Origin of the sequence: Pluralibacter gergoviae ATCC 33028 = NBRC 105706, assembly GCF_001598855.1 — a bacterium.
GTDB lineage: Bacteria > Pseudomonadota > Gammaproteobacteria > Enterobacterales > Enterobacteriaceae > Pluralibacter > Pluralibacter gergoviae.
Genome location: NZ_BCZS01000001.1, coordinates 22,726 through 37,159, shown reverse-complemented (window position 1 = coordinate 37,159; position 14,434 = coordinate 22,726). Strand labels below are relative to the sequence as shown.

Below are 14,434 nucleotides of genomic sequence, written 5' to 3'. Positions count from 1 at the left end.
TCCTCTGTTAAAGATCTTGCGGCCACGGAAACTGCTCCGCCGTCAGCGCCGGGGTCTGATAATAGTCCTGGAGCGCGGCGATAAAGCGCGCCGGGCGGGCCGGAATCCCCTGCTCCAGGTAGGTCATCACCTGGGCGTGCACCCGCCGCTGAAAGGCGATGCGGTCCGGTTCGAAATCCCCTTCCAGGTTGTCGCAGCTGACGTTAAACGGAAAGCCCGCCGCCGCGCAAAACAGCCAGTCGAACGCCTGAGGCTTTATTTCAACGTCCTCGAACCGGCACTGGGTCTGCGCATCGCGCCCGTCCGGGCAGTACCAGTAGCCGAAGTCCACCCGCTTGCGGCGCTCTGCGCCGGCGATGCACCAGTGGGAGATTTCGTGCAGCGCGCTGGCGTAAAAGCCGTGGGCAAAAACGATGCGGTTATAAGGCGCTTCGTCGTCGGCGGGCAGGTAGATCGGTTCATCATCGCCTTTTACCAGCCGGGTGTTAAATTCGTCATAAAAGCAGCCGTCAAAGAGGTCGATCAGCTGCTGGTAGTGGTGTTGCTGTTGCATCAATGGAGTCCCAGCCACTGCGCAATTTCCGCGCCGTGGCTATCGTAAAGTAACTTTGCGCTCATCACCGCCGAGACGATGACGATCATCGGGCGGATCAGCGACTGCCCCTTGCTCAGCACCAGCCGCGATCCCATCCGCGCACCTAAAAATTGTCCGGCCATCATCACAAATCCGGTTCCCCAGACCACTTTTCCGCCAACGATAAACAGCAGCAGGCCGCCGACGTTGGAGGTGGCGTTCAGCACCTTGGCGTGGGCCGTCGATTTCGCGAGATTAAACCCCGCGAGAGTGACGAACGCCAGAGCGTAAAACGACCCTGCGCCGGGGCCGAAAAAGCCGTCATAAAAGCCGACGCAGCCGCCGGCGACCAGGGCAAAGGGCAGGCCGTGCAGGCGGCGAACGCGATCCTCTTCGCCCAGGCGCGGCATCAGCAAAAAGTAGAGGCCGATGCCGATCACCAGCAGGGGTAAGATCTGGCGCAGAATGTCGGACTGCACGTGCTGCACCAGCAGCGCGCCGCTGGTGGAGCCGATAAAGGTCATCGCGATGTTCAGCTTCTGGTCTTTGATGCTCACCACCCCGCGGCGGATAAAATAGAGCGAGGAGGAGAGCGACCCGCCGCAAGCCTGCAGCTTATTGGTGGCCAGCGCGTTGGCCGGCGACATGCCGGCGGCCAGCAGCGCCGGGACCGTCAGCAGCCCGCCGCCGCCGGCCAGCGAATCAATGAAACCGGCAAGCAGCGCAATAAAAAACAGCGCGGTCAGGAACAGCGGAGAGACAGAAAAAAGTTCGGCAAAATGTTCCATCAGAGTTTATGTTCGTCCAGTAGCGCCTGACAGGACGGCGGCAGCGGCGGCGGCGTTTTCTTCACCGGCCTGGTTGCGCCAGGCTTCGGCGGTTCAAACCAGCTCTGCAGCTCGGCGCCGCAGCCGTCGCCCGGCGGCGGCGCGGGCTGATCCTGGCACTCCAGGCTACCCGCCGGGCAGCGCAGGCGCACGTGCATATGGGCGCGGTGCTGGAACCACGGGCGCACCTTGCGCAGCCAGTCGCGGTCGCTGCCCGCGTCTTCGCACAGCTGCTGCTTGATGGCCGGATTGACGAAAATGCGGGTCACGTCGCTATCCTGCGCCGCCAGCTTAATCAGCTGGCCAATCTGCGGCGACCAGCGGGAGGGCACCACCCGCTTGCCGTCGGCGGAGACCAGATCCAGCGCCTGCGGCCTCAGCAGCTGGGCGGAGGTCCAGCGGGTCTGCGGCAGCTGCAGGAAAATATCGACATCGAGCCCAATCTGGTGGCTGGCGTGGCCGCTGCTGAAGCGCCCGCCCGCCGGCATCCCCATATCGCCAATCAGCATCGTGCCGAGCCCCTGGCTATGCACCCGGCCGGCGAGGCGCTGAATAAACTGCACCAGGTCCGGATGGCCGAAATAGCGACGCTGGTCGGTGCGCATGATCTGGTAGCTGTCCGCGTTGAGGGGCAGCGGCTCGGCGCCGATAATGCAGCCGTTAGAAAAGCCGCCGATCGACTGGCTGCTGCCGGCGATCGGATGGGTAATTTTCTGCCACGGCGTGGCCGAAAAGGCAGAGCCGCTGGCGAGCAGCGCCAGCAGGCCGATAACGCATTTTTTCATATGCCCCCGCATTGAGAAGTTACCAGCGTGGAATGGTCGTGGTGACGTCCGCGTTCTGCGCGCGCTGGCGCAGGAGGTGGTCCATCAGCACGATAGCCAGCATCGCTTCGGCGATAGGCACCGCGCGGATGCCGACGCACGGATCGTGACGCCCCTTAGTAACCATCTCCACTTCCTCGCCGTCGCGGTTGATGGTGCGCCCCGGTACGGTAATGCTGGAGGTGGGCTTAAGCGCCAGGTTAGCGACGATCTGCTGGCCGGTGCTGATGCCGCCGAGGATGCCGCCGGCGTGGTTGCTCTGGAACCCGGCGCCGGTGATCTCGTCGCGGTTTTCGCTGCCGCGCAGGCCGACGACGCCGAAGCCTTCGCCAATCTCCACGCCCTTCACGGCGTTAATGCTCATCAGCGCATGGGCGATATCGGCGTCCAGACGGTCAAATACCGGCTCGCCGAGGCCCGGCGGTACGCCGTCGGCCACCACGGTGACCTTCGCGCCGATGGAGTCGCCCTCTTTTTTCAGACCGCGCATCAGTTCATCCAGCGCCGCGATTTTATCCGGATCCGGGCAGAAGAACGGATTCTGCTCTACCTGGTCCCAGGCTTTAATCGCCAGCGGAATATCGCCCATCTGGGTCAGGCAGCCGCGGATAACGATGCCAAATTTCTCTGCCAGATACTTCTTGGCGATCGCGCCTGCGGCCACGCGCATGGCGGTTTCGCGCGCCGAAGAGCGGCCGCCGCCGCGGTAGTCGCGCAGGCCGTATTTCTGCTCGTAGGTGTAGTCGGCGTGGCCCGGGCGAAACACGTCTTTAATGGCGCTGTAGTCCTGCGAGCGCTGGTCGGTATTCTCAATCAGCAGGCCGATGCTGGTGCCGGTGGTTACGCCCTCGAACACGCCGGAGAGGATCTTCACCTGATCCGGCTCCCGGCGCTGGGTGGTATAGCGCGAGGTGCCGGGACGGCGGCGGTCCAGATCGTGTTGCAGGTCCGCCTCGGTCAGCGGAATGCCGGGCGGCACGCCGTCAACGATGCAGCCCAGCGCCAGGCCGTGGGATTCGCCGAAGGTGGTTACGCGAAAGAGTTGTCCAATTGTGTTTCCTGCCATCACGGCTCCGTTCGAGTTTTAATTAGTCTTTATAGAGGCTGAAGTGTTCGCGGGCAGCCACGAGCTGCGCTTTGGTGAGCATAAAGACGCCGTCACCACCGTTATCAAACTCAAGCCAGGTGAACGGAACGTCAGGATACTGCGCCATCAGGTGTACCATGCTGTTACCGACTTCACAAATCAGAATGCCGTCATCGGTCAGGTAGTCCGGCGCATTGCCGAGAATGCGGCGGGTCAGCTTGAGGCCGTCAGAGCCGGAGGCCAGGCCCAGCTCAGGCTCGTGGCGGTATTCGTTCGGCAGATCCGCCATGTCCTCTTCATCGACGTACGGCGGGTTGGTGACGATCAGGTCATACTGCATCTTCGGCAGGTCGCGGAACAGATCGGAGCGGATCGGCGTCACGTGGTGGATCAGGCCGTGCTCTTCGATGTTGTGCTCGGCCACCGCCAGCGCGTCGGCGGAGATATCGACGCCGTCAACTTCCGCCTCCGGGAAGGCGTAGGCGCAGGCAATCGCGATACAGCCGCTGCCGGTGCACATGTCGAGAATGTGCTGCGGCTGATGGTCAATCAGGCCGGCGAAGCGGTTGTTGATAAGCTCGCCAATCGGCGAACGCGGCACCAGCACCCGCTCGTCAACGTAAAATTCGTGGCCGCAGAACCAGGCTTTATTGGTCAGGTAGGCGACCGGAATCCGCTCGTTAATGCGGCGGATCACGCGCTCAACGATACGGTGCTTTTCGCTGGAGGTGAGGCGCGCGGTGCGCATATCTTCCGGAATATCCAGCGGCAGATAGAGCGACGGCAGCACCAGCTGCACCGCTTCGTCCCACGGATTGTCCGTGCCGTGCCCGTACCAGATGCCGGCCGCGCTGAAGCGACTGACCGCCCAGCGCAGCATATCCTGAATGGTATGCAGCTCGTTGACGGCTTCATCGACAAATATTTTATCCACTTTCCCCTCCAGGGCACCTGCGCGTTAAATTCGGCGGCTAGTTTGCCATGAAGACGGCGATAAATCAGCACTCTTGCGTCGCTGGCCGCGAGGAAAATGTGTTTTCTGCAGCGAGTCGGGTAAACTGTCGCAAAATTGCATTGAGAAGAGCTCATGAAGAAGAAACCGACGCTGAGCAACGAGGATCAGGCGCTATTTCGCCAGCTGATGACCGGCACCCGGCAGATTAAACAGGACACCATCGTCCACCGCCCGCAGCGCAAAAAAGTCAGCGAGGTACCGGTTAAGCGTCTGCTGCAGGAGCAGGCGGATAACAGCCACTACTTTTCCGATGAGTTTCAGCCCCTGCTGAGCAGCGACGGTCCGGCAAAATACGTTCGCGAGGACGTGAGCCACTTTGAGGCGAAAAAACTCAGGCGCGGCGACTACTCGCCGGAGCTGTTTCTCGATCTTCACGGACTGACCCAGCTGCAGGCCAAGCAGGAGCTGGGGGCGCTGATTGCCGCCTGCCGCCGGGAGCACGTGTTCTGCGCCTGCGTAATGCACGGCCACGGTCGGCACGTACTTAAGCAGCAAACGCCGCTGTGGCTGGCCCAGCATCCGCACGTGATGGCCTTCCATCAGGCGCCAAAGGAGTACGGCGGCGATGCCGCGCTACTGGTCTTGATTGAAGTGGAAGAGTGGCAGCCGCCGGAGCTGCCGTGAGGCAGAAATAGCGCGGGCCGCCTGAAGGCAGCCCGGAATGGCTTAAATCGCTTTCGCCATTTTCAGGTTGCAGGGGTTCATCTGCCAGTCAAAATGCCCCAGACCGTCTTTGCCCAGCGTGACGCAGGCAATGGACGAGGTCGAGAACATCGGCGGCGTTTCGCCCGGACAAAGTTCAGAGACCAGATAGCCGACCAGCGGCAGGTGGGAAATCACCAGCACCGACGCAACGTCCTCATTGGCCAGCGCCTGCAGGTAGGCGCTCACCAGACCCACATCGCCGCCCGGCGTCAGCTCCGGCAGAACATCGACGCTGTCGGGCAGGTTCATGCTCTCCCCTACTACGCCCATCGTCTGCTCTGCCCGCAGGTAGGGGCTGACCAGAACGTGCTCAATGTCGACTTTTTGACCTTTCAGCCAGCCCGCCATCTGGCGCGACTCATCGCATCCGCAGGGGGTCAGGGGACGCACCGCGTCGCTGGCTGCATCGAGGGCTGCGTCGCCGTGACGCATGATAAAAACTTGCATATTGCACCGCTTTTGTTAACCAGAAGCATCGGGAACCGTAGCGCAGAATGCGCCGCCTTTCCCGATGACCGGGCATTGTGCCTTATCCATTCGATCAATGAAACGCTGTTTTTTACCTCAATGGCGTAAGTATAGTCAATCCCTGACGATAAAATAGCCACAACAGCATTATGTTCAGTCGATTGGCGTTGGTTCACTCTGTACATCCGAAGCCTCAGACCAGAAGGTCTGCCCCTGCTCTGCCATCATTATTAGCGCCTCGCAGGGGGTAAAGCGCGGGCCGAAGCGACTTGCCAGACGCTGTAGCGTCGCCACCACATTATTCGCGCCCAGCGCGTCCATATAGCGGAACGGGCCGCCCAGGAAGGGCGGGAAGCCGATGCCGAACACGGCACCGATGTCGCCGTCGCGCGCGCTGCGCACCACCCGCTCGTCGTAGCAGCGAGCGGCCTCGTTGAGCATCAGCATCACGCAGCGCTCAACAATTTCCGATGGCGGAACCTCCCGCTTTTCACCGCGACCGATCAGCGGATAAATCGCCGGGTCGGGCTGCTTTTTGCTTTTACGCCCTTTTGCGCCGTAAAGATAGAAACCGCGGCCATTTTTTCTGCCTTTGCGATCGTCGTTCAAAACTGCGCTAATAACATTTGCCGGCGGGCTAAAGCGCTCTCCGTAGGCGGCCTCCAGCACCGGTATAATTTTGGTGCCGGTATCAATGCCCACTTCGTCGAGCAGCTGAATGGGCCCCACCGGGAAGCCGAACTTCACAAGCGTCGAGTCTATCTGCTCGATGGTCGCGCCTTCGGTCAGCAGGCGAATCGCCTCATTGATGTAGGGCGCAAGGATGCGGTTAACGTAAAAACCGGCCTTATCGGCGACCACCACCGGCGTCTTGCCGAGCTTCTTCGCCAGCTTAACCACCGTGGCAACGGTCTGCGGCGATGTGCCGGCGTGGGGAATGACCTCCACCAGCGGCATTTTCTCCACCGGGCTGAAGAAGTGCAGGCCGATCACCTGCTGCGGACGCTGCGCCTTCTGCGCAATGTCGCCAATCGGCAGCGAGGAGGTATTGGAGGCAAAAATCGTCTGCGGCGCAAAATGCGCTTCGACGTCGGCCACCATCTGCTGCTTGAGCGCCAGGTCTTCGAACACCGCCTCGATAACCACGTCGCGCTGCGAAAAACCTTGATAATCGGTGGCGCCGGTGACCATCGCCAGCTGCCTGTCCCGCTCGCCGGCGCGGATGTGGCGGCGGCGCACCTTCTGATCCAGCAGATCGTAGCTGTATTTCAGGGCGTGGTTGATGCCAGCAGCGTTAATGTCCTTGATGCGCACCGGCAGCCCGGCCTTGCTGACCGTCACATAGGCAATACCGCCGCCCATCAGGCCGCCGCCGAGCACCGCGGCGGATCGCAGCGGCAGCGGTTCGGCATCGGCGCCGGGATCTTTTTTAATGTCGGTGCTGGCAAAGAAGATCCCGCGCAGCGCTTTTGACTGCGGGGTCATCGCCAGCTCGCCGAAGGCGCGGGCCTCGGCGGCGTAGCCGCTGCTGCTGCCCTCGGAAAGGCCGGTTTCCAGCACCTTTAAAATACGGTCGGTGGCCGGATAGTTGCCGTGGGTTTTGCGCTCGGTCTGCTTCGCCGCCATGCGCATCACCAGGCTGCGGGCCAGCGGGCCGGCCATCAGGCGCTCGCGCACCGGCAGCACCTTCGCCGAGGGCCGCGGCTTTTTCGCCAGCTCTACCGCCGCTTCCAGCAGGATAGCGTGAGGCACCACTTCATCGACCAGGCCTGCGCGCAGCGCCTGGCGCGGGCGCAGCTGTTTGCCGGTGAGGATCATGTCCAGCGCCGTGGTGATGCCAACCAGCCGCGGCAGCCGCTGGGTGCCGCCGGAGCCCGGCAGCAGGCCGAGCTGCACTTCCGGCAGACCGAGCGCGGTTTTCGCATCATCGGTGCAAATCCGGCGATGGCAGGCCAGGGCCAGCTCCAGGCCGCCGCCGAGGCAGGCGCCGTGAATAGCGGCCACCACCGGCACGGGCAGAGCGTTAATCTCCGCCATGATCTGCTGCCCCTGGCGGGCTAGCGTCTCCGCCTCCTGGGCGCTGGCGCAGCGGCCAATCATATTAATGTCGGCCCCGGCGATAAAGTTGTCCGGTTTAGCGGAGATAAAGACCACGCCGCGCACCTCTTTATTATCGCGGATCTGCCTGAGCAGTTCGCGTACCTGCGCGCCGGCCTCGGCCTTGAGGGTATTCATCTTTTCGCCCGGCTCGTCGATAGTGATAACGGCCACGTTGTCGGGGCGGATTGTCAGGGTAAATGCAGATTGCGCCGTCATTATTCAGCCTCCAGAACCATTGCCGCGCCCAGTCCGCCTGCGGCGCAGGCGGTAACCAGACCAAATCCGCCGCCGCGGCGGCGCAGTTCGTTGAGGGTCTGGGTGATCATCCGCGCGCCGGTGGCGGCAAACGGATGGCCGTAGGCAATAGAGCCGCCGAGGACGTTAAATTTACTTTCGTCCACTTCCCCGGTGGCGCAGCTGCGGCCCAGCACGTCGCGGGCAAAGCTATCGCTTGCCATCAGCTGCAGGTTTGCCAGCGTCTGGGCGGCGAAGGCTTCGTGCATGTCGAACAGCGTCAGGTCGGCCATCGTCAGCCCGGCGCGCTCCAGCGCCAGCGGCGTTGACCACGCCGGGCCCAGCAGCATGTCCTGCCAGACGTCGATAGCGGTAAAGGCGTAGCTGCGCAGGTAGCCGAGCGGCGTCAGGCCCAGCTCTTTCGCGCGTGATTCGGTCATCAGGATCACCGCCGCCGCGCCGTCGGTCAGCGGCGTGCTGTTGGCCGCCGTCACCGTGCCGTGCCTGCGGTCAAAGGCCGGGCGCAGCTTCGCGTAATCGGCAAGCGTCGAGCTGCCGCGAATGTTGTTGTCCTGCTCCAGCGGGGCGCGGTAGGGCGCGGCGTAGGCGGTCATCACCTCTTCGCGCAGCTTGCCGTCGGCCCAGGCTTTGGCCGCCTGAACGTGGGAGCGGTGCGCCAGGGCGTCCTGCTGCTCGCGGGTAATGCCCCAGGTTTTCGCCATCTGTTCGGCGGTGTCGCCCATGCGCAGGCCGGTGGAGTACTCCGCGACCGCGGGCGGTACGGGAGCGAGATCGCGCGGGCGCAGGCGGGAAAAGAGCTTCAGCTTCTGCCCGAGGGTGCGGGCTTTGTTGGCATCCACCAGCGTGCGCGCCAGCTTTTTGCTGACGCCTATCGGCAGCACCGAGGAGGAGTCGGCCCCGCCGGCGATACCGGCGCGGATGGTGCCGGCCATCAGGCTCTCCGCCACATTGGCCACCGCCTGAAAGCTGGTGGCGCAGGCGCGGCTGACGCTGTAGGCGTCGGTATGGACGCTCATGCCGGTGCCGAGCACGATTTCGCGGGCGATGTTGGGCGCCTCCGGCATCTGCACCACCTGGCCGAACACCAGCTGCTCAATAGCCTCCGGCGGAATTTCGCTGCGGGCGAGCATCTCCCCGACCACCATTTTTCCTAAATCGATGGCGGGAATGCCGTGAAAAGCGGTCGCCTGGCGGGCAAAAGGCGTTCGCAGCCCGGAAACAATGGCAATGCGATCGCCATTGCGGGCGGTGAGCGGAGATGCCTGACTCATATTCTTCCCCTGATAAATGTAATAAAAGTGGTCTGACCTGATAACAGTCTTAACCATTTTTTTACATCAAGCCAATCGGGGAAGCAAAAAAGTGCGAGCTAAAACACACTGAAGAAAAAAAAGAAACGCCCCGTATAACGGGGCGCTTTTGGCAGGAATATTAACGCAGGCCCAGCTGAAAGATCAGCGTTTCTGCTTCGCAGCTAAAGACGAAGTCGATATCCAGCTGAACGCCGCCGTCAACCTCTTTAAAGACCGGGGTAATTTTGCACGGCTCAGACTCAACGCCGCGGGCCTTTTCAGTCAGCGCCGCCAGGGTCTCTTCAGCCTGCGCGCGGGTCGCGAAGACGCGACTGTAGGATGCGGTGCAGTCGGAGTTGTCCATAATGGTGCCAACATCCATACAGCAGCAAACCGGGGTTTCATCAGCACTGCATTTACTCATCGTAGATTTCCTCTGTATACGCACCCAGGGTGCCAGATAAACAATGTGTCTATTTTACGCCCCCGCTACCGGCCTCTCCAGTTCATATTTCAGCAAGCGCCAATAAGTGACCTAAATCACAGTTAAAAATGATCTAAAACAAATATCACCCTTCTTAATAAAAGGGTGTAGCCCATTTTTTGCCAACTGGATCGCGTTTCGAAGATCACAATTGAAAAAACTTATAAACATACTTGCAACATACCATCTGGTCAGACCTATACTCACGCCACTGGTCTGATTTCTGAAAGTTGCAACAGACCCTAAACTTCGCGCTTCTGTTACGGCATGTAACATTTATTGAATAAATAAAACTCAATGAGGTTGTGGTCATGAGCCAGAAAACCCGTTTTACACAATCTGCACTCGCAGTTGCAGTGGCACTCGTTTCGACTCAGGCCTGGTCCGCAGGCTTTGCATTAAATGAATTTTCCGCATCAGGTCTCGGACGTGCTTATTCTGGTGAAGGCGCTATCGCCGACGATCCGGGTAACGTCAGCCGCAACCCCGCCCTGATTATGATGTTCGATCGTCCGCAATTATCGATGGGCGCAATTTATGTTGACCCTGATGTTGATATTTCCGGTAAGTCTCCAAGCGGTCAAAGCACCGATGCCGAAAATATTGCCCCCAGCGCCTGGGTGCCTAATGCTCACTTCGTGATGCCGATTAACGATCAGTTCGGTATTGGCGCTTCCGTCACCTCTAACTTTGGCCTGTCGACCGAATATAATAAAAACTATGCGGCGGGCAGCGTGGGCGGCAAAACCGACCTGCGCACCATGAACCTCAACCTGAGCGGCGCCTACCGCCTGGATAACCACTTCAGCTTCGGCCTGGGCTTCAACGCCGTATACGCCCGCGCCAAGATTGACCGCTACGCGGGCGACCTGGGTAAACTGGTCGCAGGCTCTGGCGTACTGCCGCCGCGCCTGGCGGGCCCGGTATCACAGATCCCGCAGGACACCAAAATCGCCCACCTGAAGGGCGACGAGTGGGGCTTCGGCTGGAACGCCGGTATGCTGTACGAGCTGGATAAAAATAACCGCTGGGGCTTTACCTACCGCTCCAAGGTTAAAATCGACTTTGACGGCGATTATAAGAGCGAGCTGCCGTCCGCCTACAATCAGATCCTCGGCAACTTCGGCCTGCCGATGGGTACCGACGGCCAGACCGTCGGCGGCTCTCTGAACCTGCACCTGCCGGCCATGTATGAAGCGTCGGGCTACAACCGCGTCGCGCCGAAGTGGGCTATCCACTACAGCATGACCTACACCGACTGGAGCGACTTCAAACAGCTAAAAGCGACCCGTCACGGCGATACGCTGCTGTATAAGAAAGAGAACTTCAAAGACGCGTGGCGTATCGCCCTGGGCACCAGCTACTACTACGACGATAGCTGGACCTTCCGTACCGGTATCGCCTTTGATGACAGCCCGGTCCCGACCGATAACCGCTCTATCTCGATTCCGGATCAGGACCGCGTCTGGCTGAGCGCCGGTGCAACCTATGCGCTTAATGAAGATGCGTCCATCGACGTTGGTGCCTCATATATGCACGGCCAGCACGTCACCATTAAAGAAGATGCGTATACTTTCCGCTCTAACGGTAAAGCGTGGCTGTTCGGCTCTAACTTTAATTACCGCTTCTGATAAGCCCATAAAAGAAAAAAGAGGGAGCCGATATCGGCTCCCTCTTTTATTTAGCGTCTGCACATTATTCTGAATCAATATCCTTCAAATCGCCCTCAAGGGATTTCGCATTCGGATTCTCTTCAGTGCTGACCTTACCGCCGTTAGCAATAAAGTCATGTTTCTGGAAGTAGGCTTCGCGCACCATGATGTACGGATCGGAAGACTGCTTGAGCAGACCGTCGGAGTCCAGCAGCTGGGCGCGGGTTTCGATGCCTTCAACCATCCACTTACCGATAGTCATCGGCAAGGTCAGCCAGGAGAGCACCGGATAGAAATCATCCGCCATATCACCGACATCTTCACGCGGCGTGAAGTTGCCGTAGAACGGCAGCTGCATATAAGGGCCATAGCCGACGCCATAGTGGCCCATTGTGCTGCCGAAGCGGTGCGGCTCTACGCGCCGCAGTGTCGGGTTTGCTTTACCGGCAACATCGATTAAACCACCAAGACCGATAATGGTGTTGAGGAAGAAGCGGGTGAAGTGAACCATCCCCTGATAGGGGTCGCCCTGCAGGAACATGTTGACCATTTGGGCAGGTTCTTCAAGGTTGCTGGTAAAGTTGCTCAGGCCGTTGCGCGCGGGCTGCGGCATGTAATCACGCCACGCCACGGCGACCGGGCGCACAACATAAGGATCCAGCACATTGAAGTTGAAATCGTACATTGTACGGTTAAAACCTTCGAACGGGTCGGAACGTCCCTGCTGCTGCGGGTCAGCCGAGCTGGCACAACCTATTAACAGTGTCGAGCTCAGCGCGAGCGCTGACAGACGAAAATTCATAAAAGTCTCCCTGAAGGATGGCAATCGCAGATTTCCTAATTTTATACATATTCTGAAACAAGCGTAGGAACTATTCATGGTATCAGCAAAAAAATAAGAGTATGGCCGTTAAGTCCCCGGAAGAAAAGCCGCTACGCTTAATGAAAAGGCAATAATCACAGGAAGGTAGTATGAAGGATAATGCGGACAACCAGCAGTACGACGAGCAGCAGGAAGTCGACAGCGAAGAGAACAAGCGCGGGGAGAAGATAGAAGTCGATGAGGAGCATCTCCCTTCCCGGGCGATGGCTACCCACGAGCATATCCGCCAGGAGGGCGAGAAAGAGCTTGAGCGCGATGCCTGGGCCCTGCTGTGGTCCGCCATTGCCGCCGGGATCTCAATGGGGGCATCGCTGCTGGCAAAAGGCCTTTTCCACGTCCATCTGGAAGGCGTGCCGGGCGGCATCCTGCTGGAGAGCGTAGGCTACACCTTCGGCTTCATTATTGTCATCATGGCCCATCAGCAGCTGTTTACCGAAAACACCATCACGCCGGTGCTGCCGGTGATGCAAAATCCCACCGCCAGCAACGTGATGCTGCTGCTGCGTCTGTGGGGCGTGGTGCTGCTGGGGAATATGATCGGCACCGCTATCGCCGCCTGGGCGTTTGGCTATATGCCGGTTTTTGATGAGGCCACCCGCGACGCCTTTTACAACATCGGCATGAAGGTGATGGAGAACAGTCCGACCGAGATGTTTACCAAAGCGATTATCTCCGGCTGGCTGGTCGCCACCATGGTATGGATGTTCCCCGCCGCCGGCCCGGCAAAGCTGGCGGTCATTGTGCTGATGACCTGGCTGATTGCCGTGGCGGACACGACGCACATTATTGTGGGCACTATTGAGATCCTCTATCTGGTATTTACCGGCGCGCTGCCGTGGCAGGACTTCTTCTGGCCGTTCGCGCTGCCGACGCTGGCGGGCAACATCTGCGGCGGCACCTTTATCTTCGCCCTGCTGAGCCACGCGCAGATCCGCAACGATATGAGCACCCAGCGCAAGGCCGAAGCGAAGGCGCAGCGCGAGGAAAATGGTAAGTCAGGGATGAAATGACGATAGTTTGAGCGATCGGGCGGCAGGTGCTTAACGGGCGGGGTAAAAAACGTTATAATCCCGCCGCTTCGCTCCCTTAGTTAAATGGATATAACGAGCCCCTCCTAAGGGCTAGTTGTAGGTTCGATTCCTGCAGGGAGCGCCATTTTCGCTTCATCTCCCCTTCTGCTGCATCACGCTGGCCCGAATGAATGAAGGCCGCCGACGCGCGGCGGCCCCTGTTTCTCAGCCCTTACTGTACGCTCTGCCCGTATTTCGGCGAACGGGGACCATAGAGCAGCTTGCCGTCGGTGCCGGCGGTAAACATCCTCACGGCGGTAATTTTCGCAATGTCGTAGGCCTTATCGGTGGCCGAATCGGAGATCTGGGTAATCGCCGCGTTCAGCAGAACGCCGAGCAGGCCGCCGGTGTTGCTGTTATTGCCTTCATTACTTGATGCGGTAGCGCCGCCGGACCACAGCTGCTTACCGGAGCGCAAATCCACCAGCCGCGCCGTGGCGGTGACGCGCGTATCGCTGTTCACTACCTGATACGAGGTGCCGTACTGCTCGACGGTGATGTACATCACCGCGTCGGCGCCGAAGATCTCGTGCAGCTTTTTCAGCGGGATCGCGCTGATATCTTTGGGGTTAGTCACGCCGTTTTGCTTAAACGTTTCATCCACTACCGCCACCGGAAAAACATAGTAGCCCGACTCGGCGAGCGGCAGGGTGACGGTGCTCAGGAAGCCGTAACTGCCCTTCACGTCCGGCGAGTCGTTCTGCGGCGGCAGCACCAGAATGCTGCGCGGCTTGCTCTCTCTGAAGGCGGAGTAATCGGTGGCCTGCTTTTTATTGCCCGAGCAGCCGGTTAATACCAGCGTGAACATCAGGGCCGCGAGTGTAAATAATCCTTTCATTTTACCTCCCTCTCTTTTTTAGCCAGCAGGAAATTAATATAGGCCGCTGATTCCGGATACTGCGTTTTCTCAGCGTTAAATTCTGCGCGCGCCAGTCCGCTATTACCGGTATTGCCGTACAACATGCCGAGTTGGGCGTGAACGCCCGGCGGCACGGGCTTATTGGCCGCGCGCGCCTGCTCAATCAGCTTTTGCAGCGCGGCAATCTGCTCCTGAGGACTACTTTCATGGTTGTAGTACTGGTAAATCGTATCCTGATAGTCACCCCAGGTATAAATCTCCTGCGGCTTGTTCGTCGAACAGCCGGCCAGCAGTAATACGGCCGCGGCGCACGCGGACTTATTGAATGGCGACATATTT

At 59.7% G+C, this 14,434-nt stretch carries 15 protein-coding genes and 1 tRNA gene; 4 read left to right on the top strand and 12 right to left on the bottom strand.

Annotated elements, in window-relative coordinates:
* Positions 1–7: 7 nt before the first annotated feature.
* From ENGE1_RS00185 to prmB, 5 genes are read right to left on the bottom strand one after another with little or no spacing between them, the layout of a single operon-like run.
* The gene (locus ENGE1_RS00185) at positions 8–553 is read right to left on the bottom strand and encodes an elongation factor P hydroxylase (protein ID WP_048254150.1); all 546 of its coding nucleotides are present in this window, start codon (positions 551–553) and stop codon (positions 8–10) included.
* The gene (locus ENGE1_RS00180) at positions 553–1,362 is read right to left on the bottom strand and encodes a sulfite exporter TauE/SafE family protein (RefSeq protein WP_043082652.1); all 810 of its coding nucleotides are present in this window, start codon (positions 1,360–1,362) and stop codon (positions 553–555) included. Before ENGE1_RS00180 ends, ENGE1_RS00185 begins: the two co-directional genes overlap by 1 nt.
* The gene (gene mepA / locus ENGE1_RS00175; protein WP_043082651.1) at positions 1,362–2,186 is read right to left on the bottom strand and encodes a penicillin-insensitive murein endopeptidase; all 825 of its coding nucleotides are present in this window, start codon (positions 2,184–2,186) and stop codon (positions 1,362–1,364) included. The genes ENGE1_RS00180 and mepA overlap by 1 nt, the downstream gene beginning before the upstream one ends.
* Positions 2,187–2,205: 19 nt before the next feature.
* Positions 2,206–3,291, bottom strand: a complete 1,086-nt coding sequence (aroC, locus tag ENGE1_RS00170) for a chorismate synthase (RefSeq protein WP_048254149.1) — start codon at positions 3,289–3,291, stop codon at positions 2,206–2,208.
* Between the two features lie 22 nt (positions 3,292–3,313).
* Positions 3,314–4,246, bottom strand: a complete 933-nt coding sequence (prmB, locus tag ENGE1_RS00165) for a 50S ribosomal protein L3 N(5)-glutamine methyltransferase (RefSeq protein ID WP_048254148.1) — start codon at positions 4,244–4,246, stop codon at positions 3,314–3,316.
* Positions 4,247–4,399: 153 nt separating this feature from the next.
* On the opposite strand from prmB, the gene smrB reads away from it, so the two are divergent.
* Complete coding sequence (gene smrB, locus ENGE1_RS00160) at positions 4,400–4,951, top strand: endonuclease SmrB (protein WP_048254147.1); 552 nt, start codon at positions 4,400–4,402, stop codon at positions 4,949–4,951.
* 42 nt (positions 4,952–4,993) lie between these two features.
* On the opposite strand, the gene sixA is transcribed toward smrB, so the two are convergent.
* From sixA to ENGE1_RS00140, 4 genes are all read right to left on the bottom strand, one after another.
* Positions 4,994–5,479, bottom strand: a complete 486-nt coding sequence (gene sixA, locus ENGE1_RS00155) for a phosphohistidine phosphatase SixA (protein ID WP_043082647.1) — start codon at positions 5,477–5,479, stop codon at positions 4,994–4,996.
* Positions 5,480–5,653: 174 nt separating this feature from the next.
* Positions 5,654–7,816, bottom strand: coding sequence for a fatty acid oxidation complex subunit alpha FadJ (fadJ, locus tag ENGE1_RS00150; RefSeq protein WP_043082646.1), 2,163 nt, complete (start codon positions 7,814–7,816; stop codon positions 5,654–5,656).
* The gene (gene fadI / locus ENGE1_RS00145; RefSeq protein ID WP_048254146.1) at positions 7,816–9,126 is read right to left on the bottom strand and encodes an acetyl-CoA C-acyltransferase FadI; all 1,311 of its coding nucleotides are present in this window, start codon (positions 9,124–9,126) and stop codon (positions 7,816–7,818) included. Before fadI ends, fadJ begins: the two co-directional genes overlap by 1 nt.
* Positions 9,127–9,286: 160 nt before the next feature.
* Positions 9,287–9,571: a YfcZ/YiiS family protein gene (locus ENGE1_RS00140; RefSeq protein WP_043082644.1), complete on the bottom strand. Its 285-nt coding sequence runs from the start codon at positions 9,569–9,571 to the stop codon at positions 9,287–9,289.
* Between the two features lie 371 nt (positions 9,572–9,942).
* On the opposite strand from ENGE1_RS00140, the gene fadL reads away from it, so the two are divergent.
* A complete protein-coding gene (fadL, locus tag ENGE1_RS00135; RefSeq protein ID WP_043082643.1) occupies positions 9,943–11,262 on the top strand; it encodes a long-chain fatty acid transporter FadL in 1,320 nt (439 codons plus the stop codon).
* Between the two features lie 64 nt (positions 11,263–11,326).
* On the opposite strand, the gene mlaA is transcribed toward fadL, so the two are convergent.
* On the bottom strand, positions 11,327–12,085 hold the full coding sequence (gene mlaA, locus ENGE1_RS00130) for a phospholipid-binding lipoprotein MlaA (protein WP_043082642.1): 759 nt from the start codon (positions 12,083–12,085) through the stop codon (positions 11,327–11,329).
* A 170-nt stretch (positions 12,086–12,255) separates the two neighbouring features.
* Here mlaA and ENGE1_RS00125 point away from each other — a divergent pair, with 170 nt between their 5' ends.
* A complete protein-coding gene (locus ENGE1_RS00125) occupies positions 12,256–13,176 on the top strand; it encodes a formate/nitrite transporter family protein (protein ID WP_043082641.1) in 921 nt (306 codons plus the stop codon).
* Positions 13,177–13,246: 70 nt separating this feature from the next.
* Positions 13,247–13,321 (top strand) — tRNA-Arg (locus ENGE1_RS00120).
* 87 nt (positions 13,322–13,408) lie between these two features.
* On the opposite strand, the gene ENGE1_RS00115 is transcribed toward ENGE1_RS00120, so the two are convergent.
* A complete protein-coding gene (locus ENGE1_RS00115) occupies positions 13,409–14,074 on the bottom strand; it encodes a DUF799 domain-containing protein (RefSeq protein ID WP_048254144.1) in 666 nt (221 codons plus the stop codon).
* The gene (locus ENGE1_RS00110) at positions 14,071–14,430 is read right to left on the bottom strand and encodes a DUF4810 domain-containing protein (RefSeq protein ID WP_043082639.1); all 360 of its coding nucleotides are present in this window, start codon (positions 14,428–14,430) and stop codon (positions 14,071–14,073) included. The genes ENGE1_RS00115 and ENGE1_RS00110 overlap by 4 nt, the downstream gene beginning before the upstream one ends.
* Between the last annotated feature and the right edge of the window lie 4 nt (positions 14,431–14,434).

Bases quoted from the DNA above. Each gene is read 5' to 3' on its own strand.
- ENGE1_RS00185 (WP_048254150.1), bottom strand. From the start codon at position 553: ATGCAACAGCAACACCACTACCAGCAGCTGATCGACCTCTTTGACGGC.
- ENGE1_RS00180 (WP_043082652.1), bottom strand. From the start codon at position 1,362: ATGGAACATTTTGCCGAACTTTTTTCTGTCTCTCCGCTGTTCCTGACC.
- mepA (WP_043082651.1), bottom strand. From the start codon at position 2,186: ATGAAAAAATGCGTTATCGGCCTGCTGGCGCTGCTCGCCAGCGGCTCT.
- aroC (WP_048254149.1), bottom strand. From the start codon at position 3,291: ATGGCAGGAAACACAATTGGACAACTCTTTCGCGTAACCACCTTCGGC.
- smrB (WP_048254147.1), top strand. From the start codon at position 4,400: ATGAAGAAGAAACCGACGCTGAGCAACGAGGATCAGGCGCTATTTCGC.
- sixA (WP_043082647.1), bottom strand. From the start codon at position 5,479: ATGCAAGTTTTTATCATGCGTCACGGCGACGCAGCCCTCGATGCAGCC.
- fadJ (WP_043082646.1), bottom strand. From the start codon at position 7,816: ATGACGGCGCAATCTGCATTTACCCTGACAATCCGCCCCGACAACGTG.
- fadI (WP_048254146.1), bottom strand. From the start codon at position 9,126: ATGAGTCAGGCATCTCCGCTCACCGCCCGCAATGGCGATCGCATTGCC.
- ENGE1_RS00140 (WP_043082644.1), bottom strand. From the start codon at position 9,571: ATGAGTAAATGCAGTGCTGATGAAACCCCGGTTTGCTGCTGTATGGAT.
- fadL (WP_043082643.1), top strand. From the start codon at position 9,943: ATGAGCCAGAAAACCCGTTTTACACAATCTGCACTCGCAGTTGCAGTG.
- mlaA (WP_043082642.1), bottom strand. From the start codon at position 12,085: ATGAATTTTCGTCTGTCAGCGCTCGCGCTGAGCTCGACACTGTTAATA.
- ENGE1_RS00125 (WP_043082641.1), top strand. From the start codon at position 12,256: ATGAAGGATAATGCGGACAACCAGCAGTACGACGAGCAGCAGGAAGTC.
- ENGE1_RS00115 (WP_048254144.1), bottom strand. From the start codon at position 14,074: ATGAAAGGATTATTTACACTCGCGGCCCTGATGTTCACGCTGGTATTA.
- ENGE1_RS00110 (WP_043082639.1), bottom strand. From the start codon at position 14,430: ATGTCGCCATTCAATAAGTCCGCGTGCGCCGCGGCCGTATTACTGCTG.